The organism is Kocuria sp. CPCC 205263, from assembly GCF_040981075.1.
GTDB lineage: Bacteria > Actinomycetota > Actinomycetes > Actinomycetales > Micrococcaceae > Kocuria > Kocuria rosea.
Window position 1 is genome coordinate 207,509 of the sequence record NZ_JAVKPV010000003.1, and the last position, 18,076, is coordinate 225,584.

The 18,076-nt window shown below is 69.3% G+C and carries 20 protein-coding genes; 5 read left to right on the plus strand and 15 right to left on the minus strand.

The window, feature by feature from the left end; all coding sequences use genetic code 11:
• Positions 1 to 3: 3 nt before the first annotated feature.
• From RF647_RS05715 to RF647_RS05725, 3 genes are all read left to right on the plus strand, one after another.
• Positions 4 to 822 (plus strand): ABC transporter permease, encoded by an 819-nt coding sequence (locus tag RF647_RS05715; protein ID WP_368810888.1) that lies wholly within the window; start codon positions 4 to 6, stop codon positions 820 to 822.
• Positions 823 to 859: 37 nt separating this feature from the next.
• On the plus strand, positions 860 to 1,504 hold the full coding sequence (locus RF647_RS05720; RefSeq protein ID WP_368810889.1) for a GNAT family N-acetyltransferase: 645 nt from the start codon (positions 860 to 862) through the stop codon (positions 1,502 to 1,504).
• A 161-nt stretch (positions 1,505 to 1,665) separates the two neighbouring features.
• On the plus strand, positions 1,666 to 2,694 hold the full coding sequence (locus RF647_RS05725; RefSeq protein WP_368810890.1) for an alpha/beta hydrolase family protein: 1,029 nt from the start codon (positions 1,666 to 1,668) through the stop codon (positions 2,692 to 2,694).
• Between the two features lie 820 nt (positions 2,695 to 3,514).
• Here RF647_RS05725 and RF647_RS05730 read toward each other — a convergent pair.
• From RF647_RS05730 to RF647_RS05750, 5 genes are all read right to left on the minus strand, one after another.
• Positions 3,515 to 4,291, minus strand: a complete 777-nt coding sequence (locus RF647_RS05730) for an ANTAR domain-containing response regulator (protein WP_368810891.1) — start codon at positions 4,289 to 4,291, stop codon at positions 3,515 to 3,517.
• 76 nt (positions 4,292 to 4,367) lie between these two features.
• Positions 4,368 to 4,712, minus strand: a complete 345-nt coding sequence (locus tag RF647_RS05735; RefSeq protein ID WP_368810893.1) for a hypothetical protein — start codon at positions 4,710 to 4,712, stop codon at positions 4,368 to 4,370.
• Positions 4,713 to 5,060: 348 nt separating this feature from the next.
• On the minus strand, positions 5,061 to 5,330 hold the full coding sequence (locus tag RF647_RS05740) for a hypothetical protein (RefSeq protein WP_368810894.1): 270 nt from the start codon (positions 5,328 to 5,330) through the stop codon (positions 5,061 to 5,063).
• 605 nt (positions 5,331 to 5,935) lie between these two features.
• The gene (locus RF647_RS05745) at positions 5,936 to 6,775 is read right to left on the minus strand and encodes a hypothetical protein (protein WP_368810895.1); all 840 of its coding nucleotides are present in this window, start codon (positions 6,773 to 6,775) and stop codon (positions 5,936 to 5,938) included.
• A 139-nt stretch (positions 6,776 to 6,914) separates the two neighbouring features.
• Positions 6,915 to 7,748, minus strand: a complete 834-nt coding sequence (locus RF647_RS05750) for a hypothetical protein (RefSeq protein ID WP_368810896.1) — start codon at positions 7,746 to 7,748, stop codon at positions 6,915 to 6,917.
• 1,193 nt (positions 7,749 to 8,941) lie between these two features.
• Here RF647_RS05750 and RF647_RS05755 point away from each other — a divergent pair.
• Positions 8,942 to 9,670: an SDR family NAD(P)-dependent oxidoreductase gene (locus tag RF647_RS05755; protein WP_368810897.1), complete on the plus strand. Its 729-nt coding sequence runs from the start codon at positions 8,942 to 8,944 to the stop codon at positions 9,668 to 9,670.
• A gap of 79 nt (positions 9,671 to 9,749) precedes the next feature.
• Here the strand turns inward: RF647_RS05755 and RF647_RS05760 are convergent, their stop codons facing one another.
• The 5 genes from RF647_RS05760 to RF647_RS05780 form a co-directional block, all read right to left on the minus strand.
• Positions 9,750 to 9,917, minus strand: coding sequence for a hypothetical protein (locus RF647_RS05760; RefSeq protein WP_368810898.1), 168 nt, complete (start codon positions 9,915 to 9,917; stop codon positions 9,750 to 9,752).
• A gap of 90 nt (positions 9,918 to 10,007) precedes the next feature.
• On the minus strand, positions 10,008 to 10,214 hold the full coding sequence (locus RF647_RS05765; protein WP_368810899.1) for a helix-turn-helix domain-containing protein: 207 nt from the start codon (positions 10,212 to 10,214) through the stop codon (positions 10,008 to 10,010).
• Entirely contained in the window at positions 10,214 to 10,693 is a 480-nt protein-coding gene (locus RF647_RS05770) for a DUF2975 domain-containing protein (RefSeq protein WP_368810900.1), read from the minus strand. The genes RF647_RS05765 and RF647_RS05770 overlap by 1 nt, the downstream gene beginning before the upstream one ends.
• A 596-nt stretch (positions 10,694 to 11,289) precedes the next feature.
• Positions 11,290 to 12,240, minus strand: a complete 951-nt coding sequence (locus RF647_RS05775) for an SDR family oxidoreductase (protein WP_368810901.1) — start codon at positions 12,238 to 12,240, stop codon at positions 11,290 to 11,292.
• A gap of 41 nt (positions 12,241 to 12,281) precedes the next feature.
• Positions 12,282 to 13,088: a DUF3159 domain-containing protein gene (locus tag RF647_RS05780; RefSeq protein WP_368810902.1), complete on the minus strand. Its 807-nt coding sequence runs from the start codon at positions 13,086 to 13,088 to the stop codon at positions 12,282 to 12,284.
• Between the two features lie 259 nt (positions 13,089 to 13,347).
• Between RF647_RS05780 and RF647_RS05785 the strand changes: the two genes are divergently transcribed.
• The gene (locus RF647_RS05785) at positions 13,348 to 14,187 is read left to right on the plus strand and encodes a helix-turn-helix transcriptional regulator (RefSeq protein ID WP_368810903.1); all 840 of its coding nucleotides are present in this window, start codon (positions 13,348 to 13,350) and stop codon (positions 14,185 to 14,187) included.
• Positions 14,188 to 14,214: 27 nt separating this feature from the next.
• On the opposite strand, the gene RF647_RS05790 is transcribed toward RF647_RS05785, so the two are convergent.
• The 5 genes from RF647_RS05790 to RF647_RS05810 all read right to left on the minus strand — a co-directional run bounded on the left by RF647_RS05790 (position 14,215) and on the right by RF647_RS05810 (position 17,048).
• A complete protein-coding gene (locus RF647_RS05790) occupies positions 14,215 to 14,484 on the minus strand; it encodes a hypothetical protein (RefSeq protein WP_368810904.1) in 270 nt (89 codons plus the stop codon).
• A gap of 170 nt (positions 14,485 to 14,654) precedes the next feature.
• Positions 14,655 to 14,858, minus strand: a complete 204-nt coding sequence (locus tag RF647_RS05795) for a hypothetical protein (protein ID WP_126350191.1) — start codon at positions 14,856 to 14,858, stop codon at positions 14,655 to 14,657.
• A gap of 402 nt (positions 14,859 to 15,260) precedes the next feature.
• Complete coding sequence (locus tag RF647_RS05800; protein ID WP_368810905.1) at positions 15,261 to 15,473, minus strand: hypothetical protein; 213 nt, start codon at positions 15,471 to 15,473, stop codon at positions 15,261 to 15,263.
• A 247-nt stretch (positions 15,474 to 15,720) separates the two neighbouring features.
• Positions 15,721 to 16,398 (minus strand): low molecular weight phosphatase family protein, encoded by a 678-nt coding sequence (locus RF647_RS05805; protein WP_368810906.1) that lies wholly within the window; start codon positions 16,396 to 16,398, stop codon positions 15,721 to 15,723.
• On the minus strand, positions 16,395 to 17,048 hold the full coding sequence (locus tag RF647_RS05810) for a low molecular weight phosphatase family protein (protein WP_368810907.1): 654 nt from the start codon (positions 17,046 to 17,048) through the stop codon (positions 16,395 to 16,397). The genes RF647_RS05805 and RF647_RS05810 overlap by 4 nt, the downstream gene beginning before the upstream one ends.
• Positions 17,049 to 18,076: the final 1,028 nt, after the last annotated feature.

The window sequence follows — 18,076 nt, forward strand, 5'->3', positions numbered from 1 at the left end:
ACCATGACCACCACCCTCCACCACCGGGAATCCCCAGCGATCACCTCCGGCCGCGTCACCTTCGGCCGGGTCCTGCACGCCGAGTGGATCAAGTTCTGGACCCTGCGCTCCACCGCCTACCTGCTGCTGGCCACGGTCGCCACCATGGTGGGGCTGGGCACCCTCGGGGCCTGGGGCCTGACCGCAGCCATGAACGACGGGCAACCCGTCACGGACGCCATGATCCACGCCCTACCCGGCGGGGGCCTGACCTTCGGACAGCTGCTCATCGGCGCCCTGGCCGTGCTGTTCGTCTCCGCCGAGTACGCCTCCGGGATGATCCAGGCCACCATGACCACCGTCCCCGCCCGCACTCCGGTGTTGGCGGCCAAGGCCTTGATCATCACGGCCGTCTCCTACGTGATCGGCACCGGCTCCGCGCTGCTCACCTACACCGCCATCCAACCCCTCCTGCGACCCGACGACCTGGACTTCGCCCTCACCACGGAAGGCGTGACCGGCAGCATCGCCCGCACCGGTCTCTACCTGGCCCTGGTCGCCGTGATGGCCTTGGCCATAGGTGCTTTGCTGCGCAACAGCGCCGGCGGGATCGTCACCCTCAGCGCCCTGCTGCTGGTGCTTCCCACCGCGTTGAGCCTGATCTCGGGGGACCGTGCGGCCGAGATCTCCGAGTACCTCCCGTCCAACGCCGGCAACCAGCTCGTGGCCATTGAGATCGCCGACGACGCTCTTACCCAGCTCCAGGGAGGACTGGTCATGGGCGCCTGGGCCCTGGTGCCCCTGCTTGCCGCTACCGTGCTCTTGAAGCGCCGCGACGTCTGATCAAGCACCGAGATCCTTCCCCGGTGTGGTGCCCGTGGTGGTCAACACCACGGGCACCATGCCCATGTCGGAGCAAGGTGACTCCTTGCCCTACGGACACCACCCGGTGAAAGGAAACCCCGTGCCACGACCTGCCACCGCCGCTGATCTGCCCCGGCTGGCCGACGTCCTCGCCGACGCCTTCGACGACTATGCCTGGACGAACTGGACCGTCCCGGCCCAAGACCGCCACCAGAGAATTCGCACCCTGCAACTGCTCTACCTCAGGCACGCGGGGCTGCCGCACGGGATGGTGTGGACAGTGCCGGACCGCACCGCCGCCGCCGCGTTCCTGCCTGCCCCACTCCCACCGCTGCCACCGGCGGTGCTGGAACAGATCACCGACGCCCACGGGGATCGTCTCGAAGCCTTAGTGGAAGCCGAAGAACTCGTGGCGGCCCGCAGACCCGCCCACGACTGGGTGCTGGCCACCGTGGGCGTGGCTCCCACCGCCCAGGGCCACGGCCTGGGTAGGACCGTGGTCACCGCTGGGCTGGAAGCCATCGACGGCCAGGGCGGAACCTGCCTGCTGGAGACTTCCGACCCACGGAACCTCCCGTTCTACCAACGCCTCGGCTTCACAGTCGAGGCTGTCGTGACCACCCCAGGACCACCGGTGTGGATCATGACCCGCACCAACTGACAGTGTCCACGCACTTTACATATGGGCCCGTTACCGGTCACGTCTTGTGAGAGCGATGGTGCAGTGGAAGATTCCTACCCGGAACAAGTCGGTGTGGTGAGGCGGGACGCTGGTGCGCGGAGAGTCTCGAGCGTTGGCCACGCCGGGCGTACGCTGGCGGTGTGGGCAATCCTGAGCTCGTTGCTCTGCCGCTGGGATTCGAACGTTTTCACCGACGGGACTTCATCAACTACCAACTCAATCGGGCCCATGCACTGGGCTTCGCCGACCGCCAGGAGCTGTTCGACGCCGCGGCGCACCTACGGTCGATGGACGACTGCGCTCCGGTGTTCGAGAGCTTGTCGAGCCGGGCTGCCGCCGAGGGCCGGTACCGGCAGGCGGCAGGTCACGCGCGGATCGCGGAGTTTTCCACGCCGCCACGGACGGTGCAGAAGACGGATCGCTACCGCCGGTATCTTGAGGTCTTCGACACCGCGTTCACTGATGCCGCCATCGTCCGCCACAAGGTGCCCTATGCCGGCGCGGCGTTGCCGGCCTATGCTCTTCCGGCGAGCGGGCTGCCGGCGGGCGGCACGGTTCGGCTGCACGGCGGATTCGATTCCTTGATCGAGGAGTTCTTCCCCGTCTGCCAGCGGGTCGCCGCGGCCGGCTTCGACGTGATCGCCTTCGAGGAACCGGGACAAGGAGGGGCGCGGACGGTGCACGGGCTCACCGCCGACCACGACTGGGAAAAGCCGGTTGCAGCCGTGCTGGACCATTTCCGGCTCGACCGGGCCGGACTGGTCGGCATCTCGATGGGCGGGTACTGGGCGCTGCGTGCACCGGGGCGCGAGTCCCGCATCCACAGTGTCGTGGCCTGGCCGCCGGTCTACGACTGGATGCACAGGCTTCCACCGGTGCTGCGGGCCCCGGTTCGCACGATGGTGCGGCACCGGGGACTTCATGCGGTGGAGCGTGCGCAGCCGTTCCCGGCTGTCGCCGACCCTGCGTGCGGTGGTCGATCAGGTGCTGTACATGCTCGAAAGCGAGGACCCGGCCGATGTCGCCGAGTGGTTCCTGGGCATGAATGCCGGACACTTGAACAGCGGGCGGATGGGCCGGGACGTCCTGCTGGTGTGCGGAGAGCACGACGCCTTCCAGCCGCCATCACTGACTCGAGCACAAGCTCAAGCGCTTGCGGCCGCCCGTAGCGTCACGACGCGCCTGTTCACCTGAGCTGAGCAGGCCGATCAGCACTGCCAGATGGGCAACCTCGAACTCGCCTGCCAGGCGCTCACCACATGGTTGCGCAGTGTTGAGACGAATGGGGACATGTCCGGGCCGCCGCCCCGACCGTCCCCATAGCGCATCGACACCATACCGAAAGCACAGCCCCGACCAGGGGTCGTTCGTGGCCTGGGATGGGGTGACCGCACCGACGAAGCGGGAGGTCATGCAGCTGTGCACGCCGTTCCGCTTACGGGCATGGTGCCGATGGCGACCGGCATGATCCTGCGTGCAGATGGTCGAGGAAGGAATTGCTTCCCCTGGAGTGCACCGTGGATGCTCGCCATGTTCGAACGGGGCCTGGGATTCGCGGCCCGGCATCCCTGCGTGTTCGCCCTCACACAAGTTTGCTTCCTTTTGTGAATGCCCGGACTCCTCGGGGGTCTTGCCCCGATGGATGGAATGAGTGACTCTGCTGGTGAGAGGGCGATTCCCAGGACCTCTCGAGCTCTGGGCAAGCTGGCACGCGATGGATCCGGGGGATCCGCCACCATGTGTGGGTTTCCGGTTCGAGGCGGAGAGTAGAGGGTCGGGAACGGCTGGGGGGCCGTCCCGCCCCTTTCTCCTGTCTCCCCACGGTGCTCTTTCCGCGGTGATCGTGGTGGGAAGCGCCCTTCCGGGAGCAGGGGTTCCTCCGGGACGAGACCACGCCGCCACCCGGGCCCAGCGCACCCGTCGACAGTGGAGCGAATGTCCCAGGTCTTGCCATTGGTCCACCGCGGCCGAGAACCTGTGCGGAGGGCGTCACGGTGATGCTTCGGGCAAGCGATGGGCCTGCCTGCCGGCCTGGGTGGGCGGCGAGGTCAGTTCCCCGGTGTCGACGACGCCGGTGGCGATGGCGGCCAGTTTCCGGCCGGTGTCCTGGCTGGCCTCGCGCAGGAGGTCGAAGGCCTGGCACCGGGTGATCCCGTGGCGGGCCATCAGCACCCCGACCGCGGCCCCGATCTCCCGGTTGGACTCCAGAGCCCGTTCCAGGTTCTGCAGCTGCTGTCGGTGCAGTTGGGCCGAGACGGCCAGGGCGGCCTGGGACGCCAACAGGGCCCCGACCCACGTGGCGTGGACGTCGAACACGTTCGGGGTGTCCGAGGACAAGGTGAAGCCGATGGTGGTGTCCGGGTCCTCCGGCAGGGGCACCCGGCAGGTCAGCAGAGCGGCCACTCCGAGTCGTCCCCGGGCCTGGGACCCGAAGGTGGGCCACCGGTGATCCTGGGCCAGATCCGGGCAGAGACAGACGTTGCCCTCCAGGACGGGGTCCACGCCGGGGCCGGAACCGAGCTCGTGCTGGAGGGTCTCGAGGTCCTGGGCGGTGGGGGCGGTGGCCACCAGCGTACGGGTCTGCCCGGGACGGTGTAGGACCACACTGGCCCACCGCGCCCCGGATACGTGGTGGACGCCCGCCTGGGCGACCGCGGCCACCCGCGCCCCGCCGGTGGTGGTGCGCCACCGTTGGTGCAGACCGGTCAGGATGCGAGTGAACTCGGCCGGCTGGACCGATGCGCCGTGGCGGTGGGACGTGGTCATCACCGGGGGCCACACGCGGGTCGTGGGCGGGTGCCGGCCGTGCCGGCCCGGCCGTACGCGGAAGGGGAAGCTCCGCTCATGCCGGCAAGGACCTGGCGGACTTCCGGCGGCCAGTGTTCCAGGCAGGTACGGAAGAATGGGCGGGGAAGGGGGTGGGGGTGAGGATCCGTACCGGGTCGGCGCCGGGCACGGGCTCGTCGTGATCGATCGTCCAACGCAACAGGTCCACGGCGATGGCCTCGACGTGTCCTGCGGAGGTGAGATCGACACTGACCGCCACCGGCGGGATCAGCGTCCGGGCCCGGCGGACCAACGGATACAGCACGTGCTGATTGGCCTCGGTCACACACCCGGTGACCACCAGCCGCACGGATCTGTTCTCGAGATCCATCTGAACAAGGACGGAGAGCTTGTGATCCACAGGAGCACCCTTCATCGCGTGCAACAGCACCAAACCAATGGCCCGGTATGGCCACGCTAGGGGCGGGGCGCGGCAGGCCACAAGGATCCGTAGCCGGCCAAGCCCACATTTCCCTAACCGACGGGTACACCCAATCCTCCCGTTGACAAGGGCAGATAACGAGAAGGGCAGTGCTGGCTGTGCGCGGCGGGGACGCCAGATGTCTCCACCCGGGTCGCTGCGGGGGAGGTGCGCTCCTGGCACGGGCTGCTCTGCCGGCGGTGTGGCCCGGCTTGGCTCAGCCCCGCGGAAGCCTCACCACCCGGGTGGCCCAGTCCGGGGTCTTCGAGGCTCGAGGCGGGGTGTCGGTCACCTCGGCTTCGGCGGCAGGGCCGCCACCCAAGCGATCCCGGCAGCGAGCTGCACCACGCCGACGGCCCGCGTCAGCCCGGGGTGTTCCATGAACACCGACATCACCCTGCCCAGAGAGTCGGGTCCGATCATCCAGCGGGTGGCATGACGTGCCGGGAACAATGTGGCAATGACACCATCACCGATGGTGACCAGAGCAACGCTCTCTGCGATACGAACCTGCACCGAAACCTCCGAAAAGGAGACGACGTCGGAGTACCAGTGCACCCGGGTGCCGCATTGGACTTTTACAACAGTTGCCTTTGCGCGCGCAAGCGGCGTACGACCTGAGCCTCGATCACGCCACGAACCGGGAATGCTCTCCTCACGACATTTCATACTCCGGGCGTTTCAGCCAGGGTGCCCTTGATTTGCTTTGCCTATGGCCTGGCCGGCAGCGGGTTGTGTTGCAGCGCGGGCTCCACATTCGGTTTGCCGTGTGGACCGACAACGTGATTTTGGCGATCGCGCCGGCCGTCGGTAGGGTCCTCGGGACGTGATGGCGCGACAAGCGGAGAGCCCGGAGGCGGGCTCGTTCCGGCAGTGAAAAACTCTGGTGCCAGAATCTGAAGCGTTTTGGTACGTGCCGAGAAAGATGACGTGCGGGCCGAGGCCGCGGAACCTCCCGTGGTGCCGAACGGAGGTGGGAAAGCCGAGGGGGGTTCGCGGCGCTGGATCGGTCACTGAGGTTCCCGGCGAAAATCCTGCAACTGTGCTCGGTTGTAGCCGTAGGTGAGGTCGTACCGGTACTTCACCGTTCCGTCGGCAGCATCGGGTGTATGGCGAGAATGCGGAGCACCGGTCGTGGCGCGGGCAGTGCGGGCGTGGGGTGTTCAACGGATGAACGGGCCGTTGGCCTTCATCCAGGCAGTGAGCCACTGCTCCAGTTCATCGGCGTGCCAGTCCGGGGCGTCTACGTGCAGCGCATCGGGGGCGCTTTTGAGCACTGAGTCGATCCCGCGCTGACGAACGAGCTCGTGGGCCATGCGGTCGACCAGCCGCGAGTTGCGCTCGGCGATGACCGGGTGCACCCCGACGTCGAAAGATGCGGGTTCGGCCACGACGTTCACCGGGAAGTCCAGCGGGCCGTCAACGGCGTGCGAGCTGGTGCGCAGATCGTTGATGACACCGTCCGCGTACTGCTCCAGTTCGGTGGCGTGCAGTGACTTCTCCCCGCGCTTGAGCCGCAGCACCCCGCCCAGCGGCAGGGTCGGGACATAGACCTGGTGGCCGCGGCCGATGAGCACCGGGTGGTGGTGCAGGTGGTGGCGCGGGTCCTCCGGTGAGCCCAGGCCCCACCGGGCGTTGGGGGCTCCTGTGATGAGCACGGTGGCGAGGTAGGAGACCAGCCCGTCGACCAGGACGTCCATCGTCGCCGACGGGACTCTCACGCCGGTCACGGAGTGCCGGGCCCAGGAGGGCCACTGCTCCCGCGGCAGCACCGGCACGCCTGCGGCGGGGTTGGCGGCGAGTTCGGTGCGCCGGCTGGTGATCCAGGTCCACAACGGGGTGAGGGAGGCCGGGGAGGCGTCGAGCAGCGTGGCCGGGTTCATCCCGTGGCCGGTGAGCTCGGTGCGCAGGCGCTCCAGTGCGGCGGGGCGCTCGGCGAGGAACTCCTCGAGGGCAGCCGTTGCCTGCTCGACGGTCATCAGCCGATAGGGGGTGAACGGCATGGCAGGGTCCTGTCAGGGTCGGGCAGCGGCCCGTCGAATGCAGAGCCGGGGTGGAGCAGAGTCATCCACACGCGCGAGACGGGATCCAGATTCCTATACCGTAGCCGGGGCCGGCCACGGTCTCAGAATGTGCGCACTGCTACCGCGGCAGATGACGCTGCAACCACAGCGTGCACCACATTTTCAACCGCAGCTCGTCCCAGTCCGCGACGTCCACGACCAGGGCGGCCGGACCGTAGCGGTGGACCGAGGCGACGCCGTCGCGGTCGCACAGCTCGGCGATCAGGTGCTCCACCAGTCCTGGGTGGGCGGCCGGGATGTCCTCGCGCAATCCGACGTCGAAGCAGTCGAGCTCGGCGACCACCGTCACCAGCGGCTCCTCGAGGGCGGCGGCTTCCGGGCCTTCCCCGTGCAGGGCCGCGATGGTGCGGCGGGTGTGGGTGAGCATCTCGGTCCCGCTCATCGGGTCCCGTCCGTGGGCGGACTGGTAGACGCTGTAGAGCGGGAGAGCGGGCAGGAAGATCTGGAGGTGGTCCGAGGCGAGCACCGGGTAGTTCAGCAGCGGGTGGTCGGCCATGATGTGCTCACCGACCTGCCAGATCGCCTGCGGGGCTGCGTCGAGGAGGACCTGGCCGAGGTAGGAGGCGAAGCCGTCGACGAGGACGATCGTCTCAGCCGGCGGGTGCGGGTCCACGAGCCGGCCGTGCCGGGCCCAGGACGGCCAGGTCGACCGAGACGGATCGGCGGTGAGCGGACGCGGGTCCAGGCCGAGCTGACCGACGCGGGCGTTGATCCACGACCACATCGGCGACACGGAGTAGACCGACCCATCGAGCAACCTGTCGGGATCCCGGCCCTGACCGGCCAGGGCCGTGTGCAGACGGTGCAGTGCCGGGGCGCGTTCGGCCAGATAGGCATCGAGTGCGTCAGCGGCCTGCCGCCCTGTCATCAACTCGTACGGCTGATTCCCCATGGCTGTGACCCTACTTCGGGGCGCGCATCGGGTGGGTCAGCCGATGCGCTTGGTGGACAGGCACAACGGAGCGATCAACCCCAGGAGACGCCGCAACTCGCCACGGACGTCGAGCGGGAAGTGATGAAGAAAAGAATGCCCCCGGGCATCCCCGCAGTCGTCGAACGGGCGTCGCAGTGGTGTTCAGCACGGTGGCGGGTCCCCTGTGGGCGCTCACCGGAGGTGGGCTGCCGCCACGACGAGCAACACCCCCGACCGCTTTGCATATGACCGGTGAGAAAGGTGGCCCTCACGTGCCTTCGTCAGCCTGATCCGGGCCGAGACCGGCGACCGGGCAACTGGTCGGTCTGGTCCTGCACGGATGTGCGGGAATCGCCGGTCGGCCTGAGTGCTGGTGGGCGGTGTTGTTGGCACCGTGGCGGTGGCACCTGGTGCGACCCTCATGTTGCCGCCTGTTCCCCACTGTCACCACGCCGTCTGCGCGACCCCGACCGCGACTGTTGCGCCATGGAATCCCGGCGTCGTCGAGCATGTGGGAGGCCGTTGTTCCGTTGCAGGGCAAAGCGTAAAGTTCGGGCTCTCAGGCTCCGATCGCCCGACTCACGGCCTCCAGGTGCCGCAATTATCGGGAGCAGACCATGGATAAGGACCCGACGACGACGGACCCACAGCTCTACAAGGTGGTTTTCGAGAACGAGCGGGTACGGGCGCTGGAGTACCGGGACCATCCCGGTGACAGGACCCATGAGCATCACCACGGGGACAGCGGGATGGTCACCCTCAGCGCGTTCCAACGGAGATCACCGTCAACGGCAGTACGCGTTCGGTCGAGATGGCTGCCCACCACGTGCAGTGGCTACCAGCCCAGAACCACGTGGGTCATAACGTGGGAACCACGGAGACCCGGGTGCTGTTCATCGAGCTGAAGCAATCCGTACCCACGACGCCTGGAGTGCTTGGGACCAGACAACGAGTCCATGGCCCGGTCTCATCGCCGGACCTGTCCTACTGGCACGGCTCACGGCGGCTGCAGGGTGATGTGGCTTCTCTCGTGGACACTGGGTGGGCCCTTGACCGAGGTGCCCTGAGGGCCTCCGTTCGGCCGTGCCTGACTTCTCGCCGCTGCGGGTGTTCCTGTGGTGGTTTCGACTAGCGTGGACGGTCACTGACACCGACGTACGAGGAGGATCGTGATGTCGACCCCGCTGACCGTGGTCACCGGTGGCGGCCGCGGTATCGGGGCCGCCATCAGCCGCCGCCTCGCCGCGCAGAGCCACGATGTAGTGATCACCTACCGACGCGACCGCAACGCCGCCGAGGACGTCGCCGAGCAGGTGCGCCGCAGCGGCCGCCGCGCCCTGACCGTGCCGGTGGAGATGACCGATCCGGGTTCGGTCGCCGAGCTCTTCGACCGGGTCGCCTCCTTCGGGGCCCTGACCGGGTTGGTCAACAACGCCGGGGCCGCCACGGCGGTGGGCCCGCTGGAGACCAATGACCTCGAGGAGATCCGCCGGGACCTGGAGGTCAACCTCTTCGGGGTCATCGCCTGCACCCAGCGCGCCATCGGCCCGCTCCGGCGCGCCGGCGGCGGCGCGATCGTGAACATCTCCTCGGTCGCCGCGTCTCTGGGCGGACCCGGCACCTACGTGCACTACGCGGCGGCCAAAGCCGGGGTGGAGGCCTTCACCGTGGGCCTGGCCAAGGAACTGGCCGCCGACAACATCCGGGTCAACGCGGTGGCCCCGGGCACGGTGTGGACAGATTTCCACCGTGATCCGGACCGCCCGGCCAAGGTCGCCGCGACGATCCCGATGGGCCGTGCCGGCCGGCCCGAGGAGATCGCCGGGGCGGTCGCCTGGCTGCTCTCCGAGGACGCCTCCTACGCCACCGGGACCACGATCGAGGTCGCCGGAGGGCTGTGACGCACGCACCCGACCGGCGCGACCGAGTGGTCAGGTTTTCCTCGCCGGCACCGCTGGCGAGACCTGCCCCACTGGACTATTAGCTGCTGCGTCGGGCGGTTCGCACACCGAACACCACCGTGGCCAGGACGAGCAGGACGCCCAACAACTGCAGACCCGGTGAGTCGTCAGCTTCGCCGTAGACGAGGCCGGCGACGCCCAACGCGAGGCCGATGGCGATGATGACGAGGGGGATGACGTACTTCACGAGGTGTCCTCTCACAGGTGCGAGACGGCCGCCGAGGGTGGCCGGGGAGCGGGGCGACGGAGTCAAGGTATTCCAGAGGGCGGGAGTGGTTCAGTCCTCGACCCACTCGAGCAGGTCCCCGGGCTGGCACTGGAGCACCCGGCACATGGCCTCCAGGGTGGAAAAGCGCACCGCCTTGGCCCGGCCGTTCTTCAGCACGGCGACATTGGCGGGGGTGAGCCCGACGCGTTCGGCGAATTCTCCGACGCTCATCTTGCGCTTGGCCAACTCGACGTCGATGCGCACGACGATCGGCATCAGATCACCGCTTCCATGTCGGTGCGCAGGGTCGTGGCCTGGCGCAGCAACGCCCGCATCACCACCATCAGCAATCCCAGCACCGTGACACCAGTCAGCATCAAAAACAGCAGCAGCGGCAACCCGGGATCATTCGCGTTGAAACCGACATAGAGGAACACGCCCAGCAGTACGGCCCAGGCGGCGGCGACGGCCCACACGATGGCATCGACCCACACCAGGGAGGCCGTCGTAAAGATGCGGTCCTTCTTCACCAGGGTGAGCAGCTTCCAGGTGGAGATGATCACCACCTGGGCGCACAGCACCCAGAACACCGTCACGGCCGTCGCCGGCCACCGCAGATACGCCATTTCCGGGGACTCCTGGGCCATGTGGGCGAACTGCCCCGGCAGGGACATGACCTGGAACAGCACCAAGATCCCGAACAGCAGCGCGAGGAAGATTCGGAGAGGGGCAACCGCCTGACGTTCATTAGTCATGCATCGAGTTTCACTCTTTATCTATCGAAAGTCAATATTGGCGATAACGGCCCCCGCGTTCGTGTCGGGGCGTGCCGTGCCCTTCGGGTCGAACCGCCCCAGCATGGGACGGGTCGCCCTGGAAACCTCGGACGAACGAAATGTGCACCTCTACCGACGTCTTGGATTTGCCATCACTGCCACCACTGCGATCCCGGCAGGTCCCGTCGTCTACTCGATGAGCCGCACGACGTCGCGTGGGTGAAGGAGCGCCTTCCCTCTCCCCGAGGATCCTCCGGGCACGGACGGTAGAACGCACGCTCGGGGTTCGAAGCGGGCTCATCACTCATTGATGCCCACAACTGTGGTGTCGGCCTCGACGTCAGTGCTCACCACGGTGCCGGCGCCGATCTTCGCCCCGGCCCCGAGCGTGAGAGGTCCGACGACCTAGGCCCCGGGACCCGCTGTGCACATGGCTCGAGCAGCGGCCATCACGACAGCTCAGAAGACCCCTGATCGTGCAGCAGTCCCAAGCCGCACTGCCGAGCCTCCGCCGAAACCGTCACTGGACCCGTGGGTGAGGACGGTCCTCTCACGGGAGCTGGGTGCGGCGGTGCTCACACCGGCACGGAAGTGGCGAACGAGACCCCGGCGAGTTCCTCGGAGACCCTCCAGATACGTTCAGCCGCCTGCAGATCGCGCAGGGGGCGGAACAGGGCGTGCTGGCCCGGGCCGCCGCCGAGGTTCCCCGGTCCCTTCGGCCCGTACAACAGCCCGCCGCGGGCCTGCGGCGAGGTGGCAGCCATCAGCGCCGGCAGCTGCGCACTGTCGACGGTGCCCGCCAGGATCCCCGCTCGGGACAGGCGGCGGATCACGGCGATGTTGGGGGTGTCGCGCTCCCTGCCGATCTCCGGCCTCGCCGCCATCAGGCTCGTCGGGGCGACACCAGGGTGCGAGAGATTGCTGGTGATGCCCCAGCCGCCGGCGCCGCTGCGCCGGTCCAGTTCGAGCCCGAAGAGGCCCAGGGCGATCTTCGACTGGCTGTAGGCGCGCATGCCGGCGTAGGAGGTCTCCCAGTTCATGTCGCTCCAGTTCACCTCCCCGCTTCTGGCCGCGATGCTGATCTGCGAGGTGACCCGGGCCCGGCCCGCGACGAGCAGCGGCAGCAGGTGCGCCACCAGCGCAACGTGCCCGAGGTGGTTGGTGCCCAGCTGCAGCTCGCTCCCGTCGGCGGTGACCTGCCGCTCCGGCGGGGTCATCACCCCGGCGTTGTTGATCAGCAGGTGGATGGGGTGCCCCTCACCGCGCAGCTGCTCGCCCAGGGCGGCCACCGAGCGCAGCGAGGACAGGTCCATCTCGCGCAGTGACACCCGGGCGGTCGGGTGCTCGGCACGGATGCGGGCGACGGCGGCTTCGCCCTTGGCGCGGTTGCGGACCGGCAGGACCACCTCGGAGCCGGCGGCGGCGAGCCGACGCGCGATGCCGAAGCCGATCCCGTCGCTGCCTCCGGTGACGACGGCGCGCCGCCCGGACAGATCGTGCACGTTGAACTGGGGTGTGCGAGGCATGACGTTGCTCCTGTGGTCGTGGTGATCGGGCGTGGACGGCGTCAGGGTCGGACGGTGTCAGGGGCGAGCGGGGTGGGGGACGCGGGCGTGGACCCGGTGGTGGGCCTGCCCGCCGCGCGGCGGGCGAGGACCACGGTGACGGCGAAGTGGACGGCGAACAGCGCCGGGACGCCGACCTGGACCGCAGCCAGGACCGCGAGCTGGCTCTCGAGGTAGAACAGCACCCGCACGAGCAGGTTCGCGCTGGCCATGACCAGGACGACCAGCGTGCTCACGGTGTACACCCGGCGCAGCTCACGGTGCTCGCGCCACGCGCTGGGCCCGCCGACCAGCGGGTTGACGACGATGCCCATCAGCGGCCGCCGCGCGATCAGCGAGACGACGTGGGCCGCGACGAAGACCGCGGGCAGGAGCGTGGTGGGCAGGAAGAAGGCACGCGCCTCACCCGCGAGGGCCGCCACGCCCGCGCAGACCGCTGCGACCACCACCCCGGCGACCGCGACCCCCGGCGGCTCGCGGCGCGCCAGGCGCACCGCGCAGGCCAGCACCGCGGTCACGGCCAGCGCGACGAGTGCCGTGCCGAGCCCGGCGACGGCCTCGGCGGCCACGAAAGCGATGGTCGGGGCCGCAGCCACTGCCAGACCGACCGGTCCGCCCAAGCGGTCCAGGGCCCGGTGTGCGACGGCGCGCCCCGCGGAGCGCTCCACGGGCTCCGGCAGCTCGAGCACACGGCGCGCTCGCGCGCTGGCACTGGGTGCTGCCTCGCCGGGACGGGTGTGGCTGAACGGCTCCTTGCCGGGCCGGGTGTGCTGAGGCCGGCGGGTGTCGACGGGCGATGGATTGGCCACGGTGTCCTCCTGGATGGGTCGGGCTGTGCCTCCAGCCTCGGCCGCGGCGCCGACCCCAACCAGGGCCTGTCGATCCACCCCAGGCGCGAACCCGCCGCGCCCGCCGCGGTGGTGCCGTTCGCTGTGCCGGCTCAAGGTGGGATCGGCGGGCCGTGGCTGAGGGGTGGTTCTGTGATGTACGAATGAGCGGTAGGGACGAGGAGCCCTGAGTCGACGGAGAGGTGGGCCGATGATCGACCGGGCAGGAATCGACAGGGCAGTGATTGATCGGGCGGGGCTGGCGGAGTTCCTGCGCCGGCGGCGCGAGGCGCTGCAGCCGGAGGACGTGGGTCTGCCGCGGGGGCGGCGCCGGCGGACCCGCGGCCTGCGCCGTGAGGAGGTCGCCGCGCTGTGCCACATGTCGACCGACTACTACGCCCGCCTGGAGCGTGAGCGCGGCCCGCGCCCCTCCGAGCAGATGATCGCAGCCATCGCGCAGGGCCTGCACCTGAATCTGGACGAGCGCGATCACCTCTTCCGCCTCGCCGGGCACCACCCGCCCGCGCGCGGAGCGCTCAGCGAGCACATCAGCCCTGGCCTGCTGCGCGTCCTCGACCGCCTGGTCGACACCCCTGCCGAGATCGTCACCGAGCTGGGCGAGACGCTGCGCCAGACCCCGATGGGCGTCGCGCTCACCGGCGACGCCACCGGATACACCGGCCCGGCCCGCAGTCTGGGCTACCGCTGGTTTACCGACCCTGCTGCGCGGGTGCTGTACGCGCCCGAGGACCATGCGTTTCTCTCGCGCCTGTACGCCTCGCACCTGCGCACGCTCGTCACCCGGCGCGGGCCCGCCTCCCGGGCGGCGCAGCTGGCCGAGCTGGCCCTGGCGCGCAGCGAGGAGCTGCGGAACCTGTGGGACGCGCACGAGGTCGGTGTCCGGCCCGAGGAGGTCAAGCGCTTCGTGCATCCGCAGGTCGGGACGCTGGAGCTGAACTGCCAGACGCTGTTGGACCCGCAGCAGTCGCACCTGCTGCTGGTGTACACCGCGGTGCCGGGCACCGAGAGCTACGAGAGGCTGCAACTGCTCTCCGTCCTCGGCGCGCAGGAGATCAGCTGACACGTGCCGTGCGGCACGGCTGCCGGCTCAGGCGTTGTCGCGGGCGTCGAGTTCGCCCAGAACGTCGTGGAGCCGGTCGGTGGTGCAGGGGTGCGGTCCGTGCGGTGTGGTGAGGTACTCCCTGTCGAGCTGGCGGCAGATCCGGGAGTGCAGCACCTGCAGCTCGGCCAGGCTCAGGCCACCCAGCTCATCGGGGAATGCCTCCTCCGGTCGCAGACAGGAGCGCACCCTGCGGTGCGGGCCAGGGGATCGGGCTGGATCGCTCAGATCCGAGGTGAGGGTGGTGGATGCGCGCATGATCGTGTCCTTGTGCCGGAAGAGGCTGCTGGTGCTGGGTGCGGAACTTTCGCGGAGACGGCCGGGAACCTCTCGGCGCGTACTCCGTGGCCCTGGCCCACAGGGTGAACGAGAACCGACCCTTGTACCCGGAAACCGTCTCGGTGAGAGGTCCTCTGCTGGTCGAGGGGTCAGCGCACACGCAGGTCGTAGCTGAGCACGTCGAGCATCTTGCGCTGGCCGGTGCCGGATTCGCGGATCCACAGCACTCCCAGTTCGGGCAGTTTCTCCTCCACGATCCCGAGGTGGTGCAGCACCCCGTTGGACCAGGCCTCCAGTCGGTTCCCGACGTGCACGGTGGTGAGGTCGTCGATGGACGAAACGGTGTCAGCCATGGTGTCCAACCCCTTTCAAGGTTGCGTTGAGCTCCCAGCCTTGAGCACGACCATGACCAGCCGGTGAGCGGTGGATGGACGGATGGTGGACGCGCAACGACGCCCACAGCACCGCCCGGTGTACGGTCCGGTTGTCCCGCTAGCGGACGCGCCGACCGTCCGGGGCTGCGTCTTCGCGCGGGCGAAGTGATCCTCGGGGTTCCCTACGCCTTGGCCGGGGCCACCGTCGAGCACCTTGGGCCGCGAACCATCCAGCCGCTGTCACCCGGGCCCCCGCCCCGACGATCCCGATCAGCACAGGCCCGTTCTGTCTCCGATCCGCGGCCGCGATCTGGGCGCGTGTTCGGCGAAGGGGCAGGTCAACCGGTGGTCGACCTGGCAGTCAGCTCCCGGGGCAGGGGCTCAGAGGAAGCGGACGGCCACCATCAGGGCCATCGCGGCCGCGGTCAGGGCGACGGGCCCGAGAAAGCCCAGCAGGGTGGCGCGCGGGCTCCGGAGCCGCCGGCCGGTCGTGGTCAGCTGTCGGCGGCGTGCGGCCTGGGCCAGCGCCGGCCACAGGGCCGCTGCCAGCAGCAGGGCAGTGCTGAGCGTGAGAAGTTCCAGGTCCAGGGCCATGCTCTCGATCTTAGAATCCGGCACCAGTCTGCTCCGACCGTTCCGGGGCCTGTACCGCGGTTGATGGGGTGCAGTTGCTCACACCGCACCGACGCCACAGAGATGTCGTCCTCCGGCCGCAGGCAGACCCCATCCTGGGGTGGATCGCCCGCAAGGCCCTGTTGAGTTGCTCAATACCACCGACAACGACGATGGTGAACCGGTGCCGGTGCAGGCTTCCTCCCGCCGGAGCGGAGCCGTGGCCGCGCTATGGCGCCGGTGGGTGGGCGCGGATCCGTTCGTAGAGGGCCTGGACCCGGTCCTCGAGCTCGTCGATGACGGCAGCCACCGCCGCCGGGCCGGCCTCGAGCACGTCCACGACGTCCCAGTCCTGGTGGTTGGCCCCGGTCGGGACCGGGATCCCGTCGAGGGTGCCGAAGGTGATGACCCAGTCCGCCCCGGCCACCACGTCGTCGGTGACCGGTTTTGGGTACAGGTCATCGGTGTCGATGCCGCGCTCTGCCAGGACCGTGCGGACGTGCGGTTCCAGTGCCGTTCCGGGCAGCAGACCCGCCGAGCGGACCGTGAGCGTGTCACCGGCGTGGTGGGCCAGCAGAGCCGCGGCGATCTGGGCGCGTCCGGTGTCGTGCTCGCCGACGAACAGCACCTGCGGCACCCCCGCATGCCCCGGGGCGGCCGTGCTGGTGGCCCGGGCGTGGGCCAGGGCCGCCAGCCGAGCGGCCGCGAAGTGCCCGGCCAGCGGCGCCAGGTGCGCGCGCACCCGGGCGGTGCGGGCCAGGGCCGCGTAGGACTCGAAGACCATCCGCTCCACCAGATCGGCGGAGAACACCCCGGCGTAACGCTGCGCCAGGTGCTCGGCGGTGCGCGCCAGCACATGGGTGTCCAGGGGCTGGGCCGACCCCGCGGGGTCGATGGGCCGGCTCATGCCTGCTTCCGGGCGGGCTTGGGGCCGGTGCCGGCGGTGATCTCCAGCCACAGGGCCTGCACCCGGGTTTCGAGCTCGGCGAACCCGGGGTCCTGGTCGGCACCCAGGGCTGGGACTGCCGGCCAGGACTGACAGTGGGTGCCCTCGCCCACCGGCCCGAGTCGGTGGTCGCCGACGACGACGACCCAGTCGGCGGCGGACAGGATCGAGTCGGTGAGCGGTTTCGGGGTTGCGGTGGCCGGGTCGATCCCGTGCTCGGCCAGCAGTCGCACCGCGTGCTGGTCCAGGGCGGCGCCCGGAGAAATCCCGGCCGAGCGGGTCACCACCGCCGCCCCGGCGTGTTCGGCCAGCAGGGCTGCGGCCAAGGCGGCCGGTCCGGTGTCGTGGTCGTCCACGAACAGCACCTGGCGCACGGACCGGCCCCGGTCGTCCTCACGGGCCAGGGTCCGCAGCCGGTCGGCGGCACCGTGCAGGGCCATCGGGGCCGAATACGTCGGGATCCTCGCCTGCCGTGCCAGATCCGTATGGCACTCGGCTACGCAGCGCTCGATCAGCTCCGGGAAGAAGACCCCGGCCCAGCGGTCGGTGAGGTGCTCGGCGGCCCGGTGCAGCACCCGTGGGTCCTGCAGATCCGTCTCCTGCTCGGTCATGGTGTCCCCCTATGCTGATCGCCCACCGGCTTCTCGTTCCTGCCGGTGCGGCAGCTCCAGTGCACGGAGCCACTGGTCCGAGGTGGTCGTGGTGTGCCGGCACCTTGTGGTGATCCGCCACAATCCGGTTGCCCGTGACAGCCTGTCCAGGACCACGAAGGGCGCAGGCAGGCTTCGCCCGGGAGGCCCTGTCCTGGCACTGGCATCGTGCCGGCACCATCCCAGTGTCCGACGCGGCGATGACTTCCGGATGACCAGGGGATGGACAGAAGATGACACAGATCACCCACATGCCACTCCGGCTCGCCGAACCTCTTCTCCCTTCCGGCCGCCCCTCGGGGTGTCTCCGGGGCGGACGTGATCGACTGTCCGGGACCGGGTCGATCGAGGGGCCCCGGAACCGTACCGGCGAGGGCGGGCTGATCGGTGATCCGACGTCGCTCCTGGTGCAGCACGGCGCCCACCACGGCCCCGGGAACCGCGATCAGGACCATGACCGCCGGGGTGTCGGTGGCCACCGCCAGGACCGCCACTGCAGAGGGGGTCGTGAACACGAACAGGCGGACCCCGGTCCGCAGGCCTCGTGGATCGGTCTTCTGCTCGGTCATGGCATCCCCCCGTGCTGGCCGCCCAACTGCTTCGCGTGCGTTTCAGCACGGCAACGTCACCGCCCAGAACTGCTGGTGCGACACGCTCGCGGTGTCCCCGCACCGTGCGGCAACTCGCCGCGATCCGGATCCCCCTGTGACAGGGGTGCCAGCGTCATGAGAGGCGCAGTCGGGCTTCATCCGGTGAGACCCGTCCTGGCACTGGCTCCGTGCCGGCACAGCCCCAGTCTGCGACGCGTCGATGACCTCCCGGTGGCCACCAGGTGGACAACAGGTGCGGTGTGCCACCCCGAAGTGCCCGAGACGCCCGTCCTTGCGATCGCATTCGCGCGCCACGATGGTGCTGCGCGGTCGGTGTCAGCCGGTGCAGAACGCCCATGACGGTCTGCGCACTCCCTGCGCCACCGCCAGGAGCCCGAC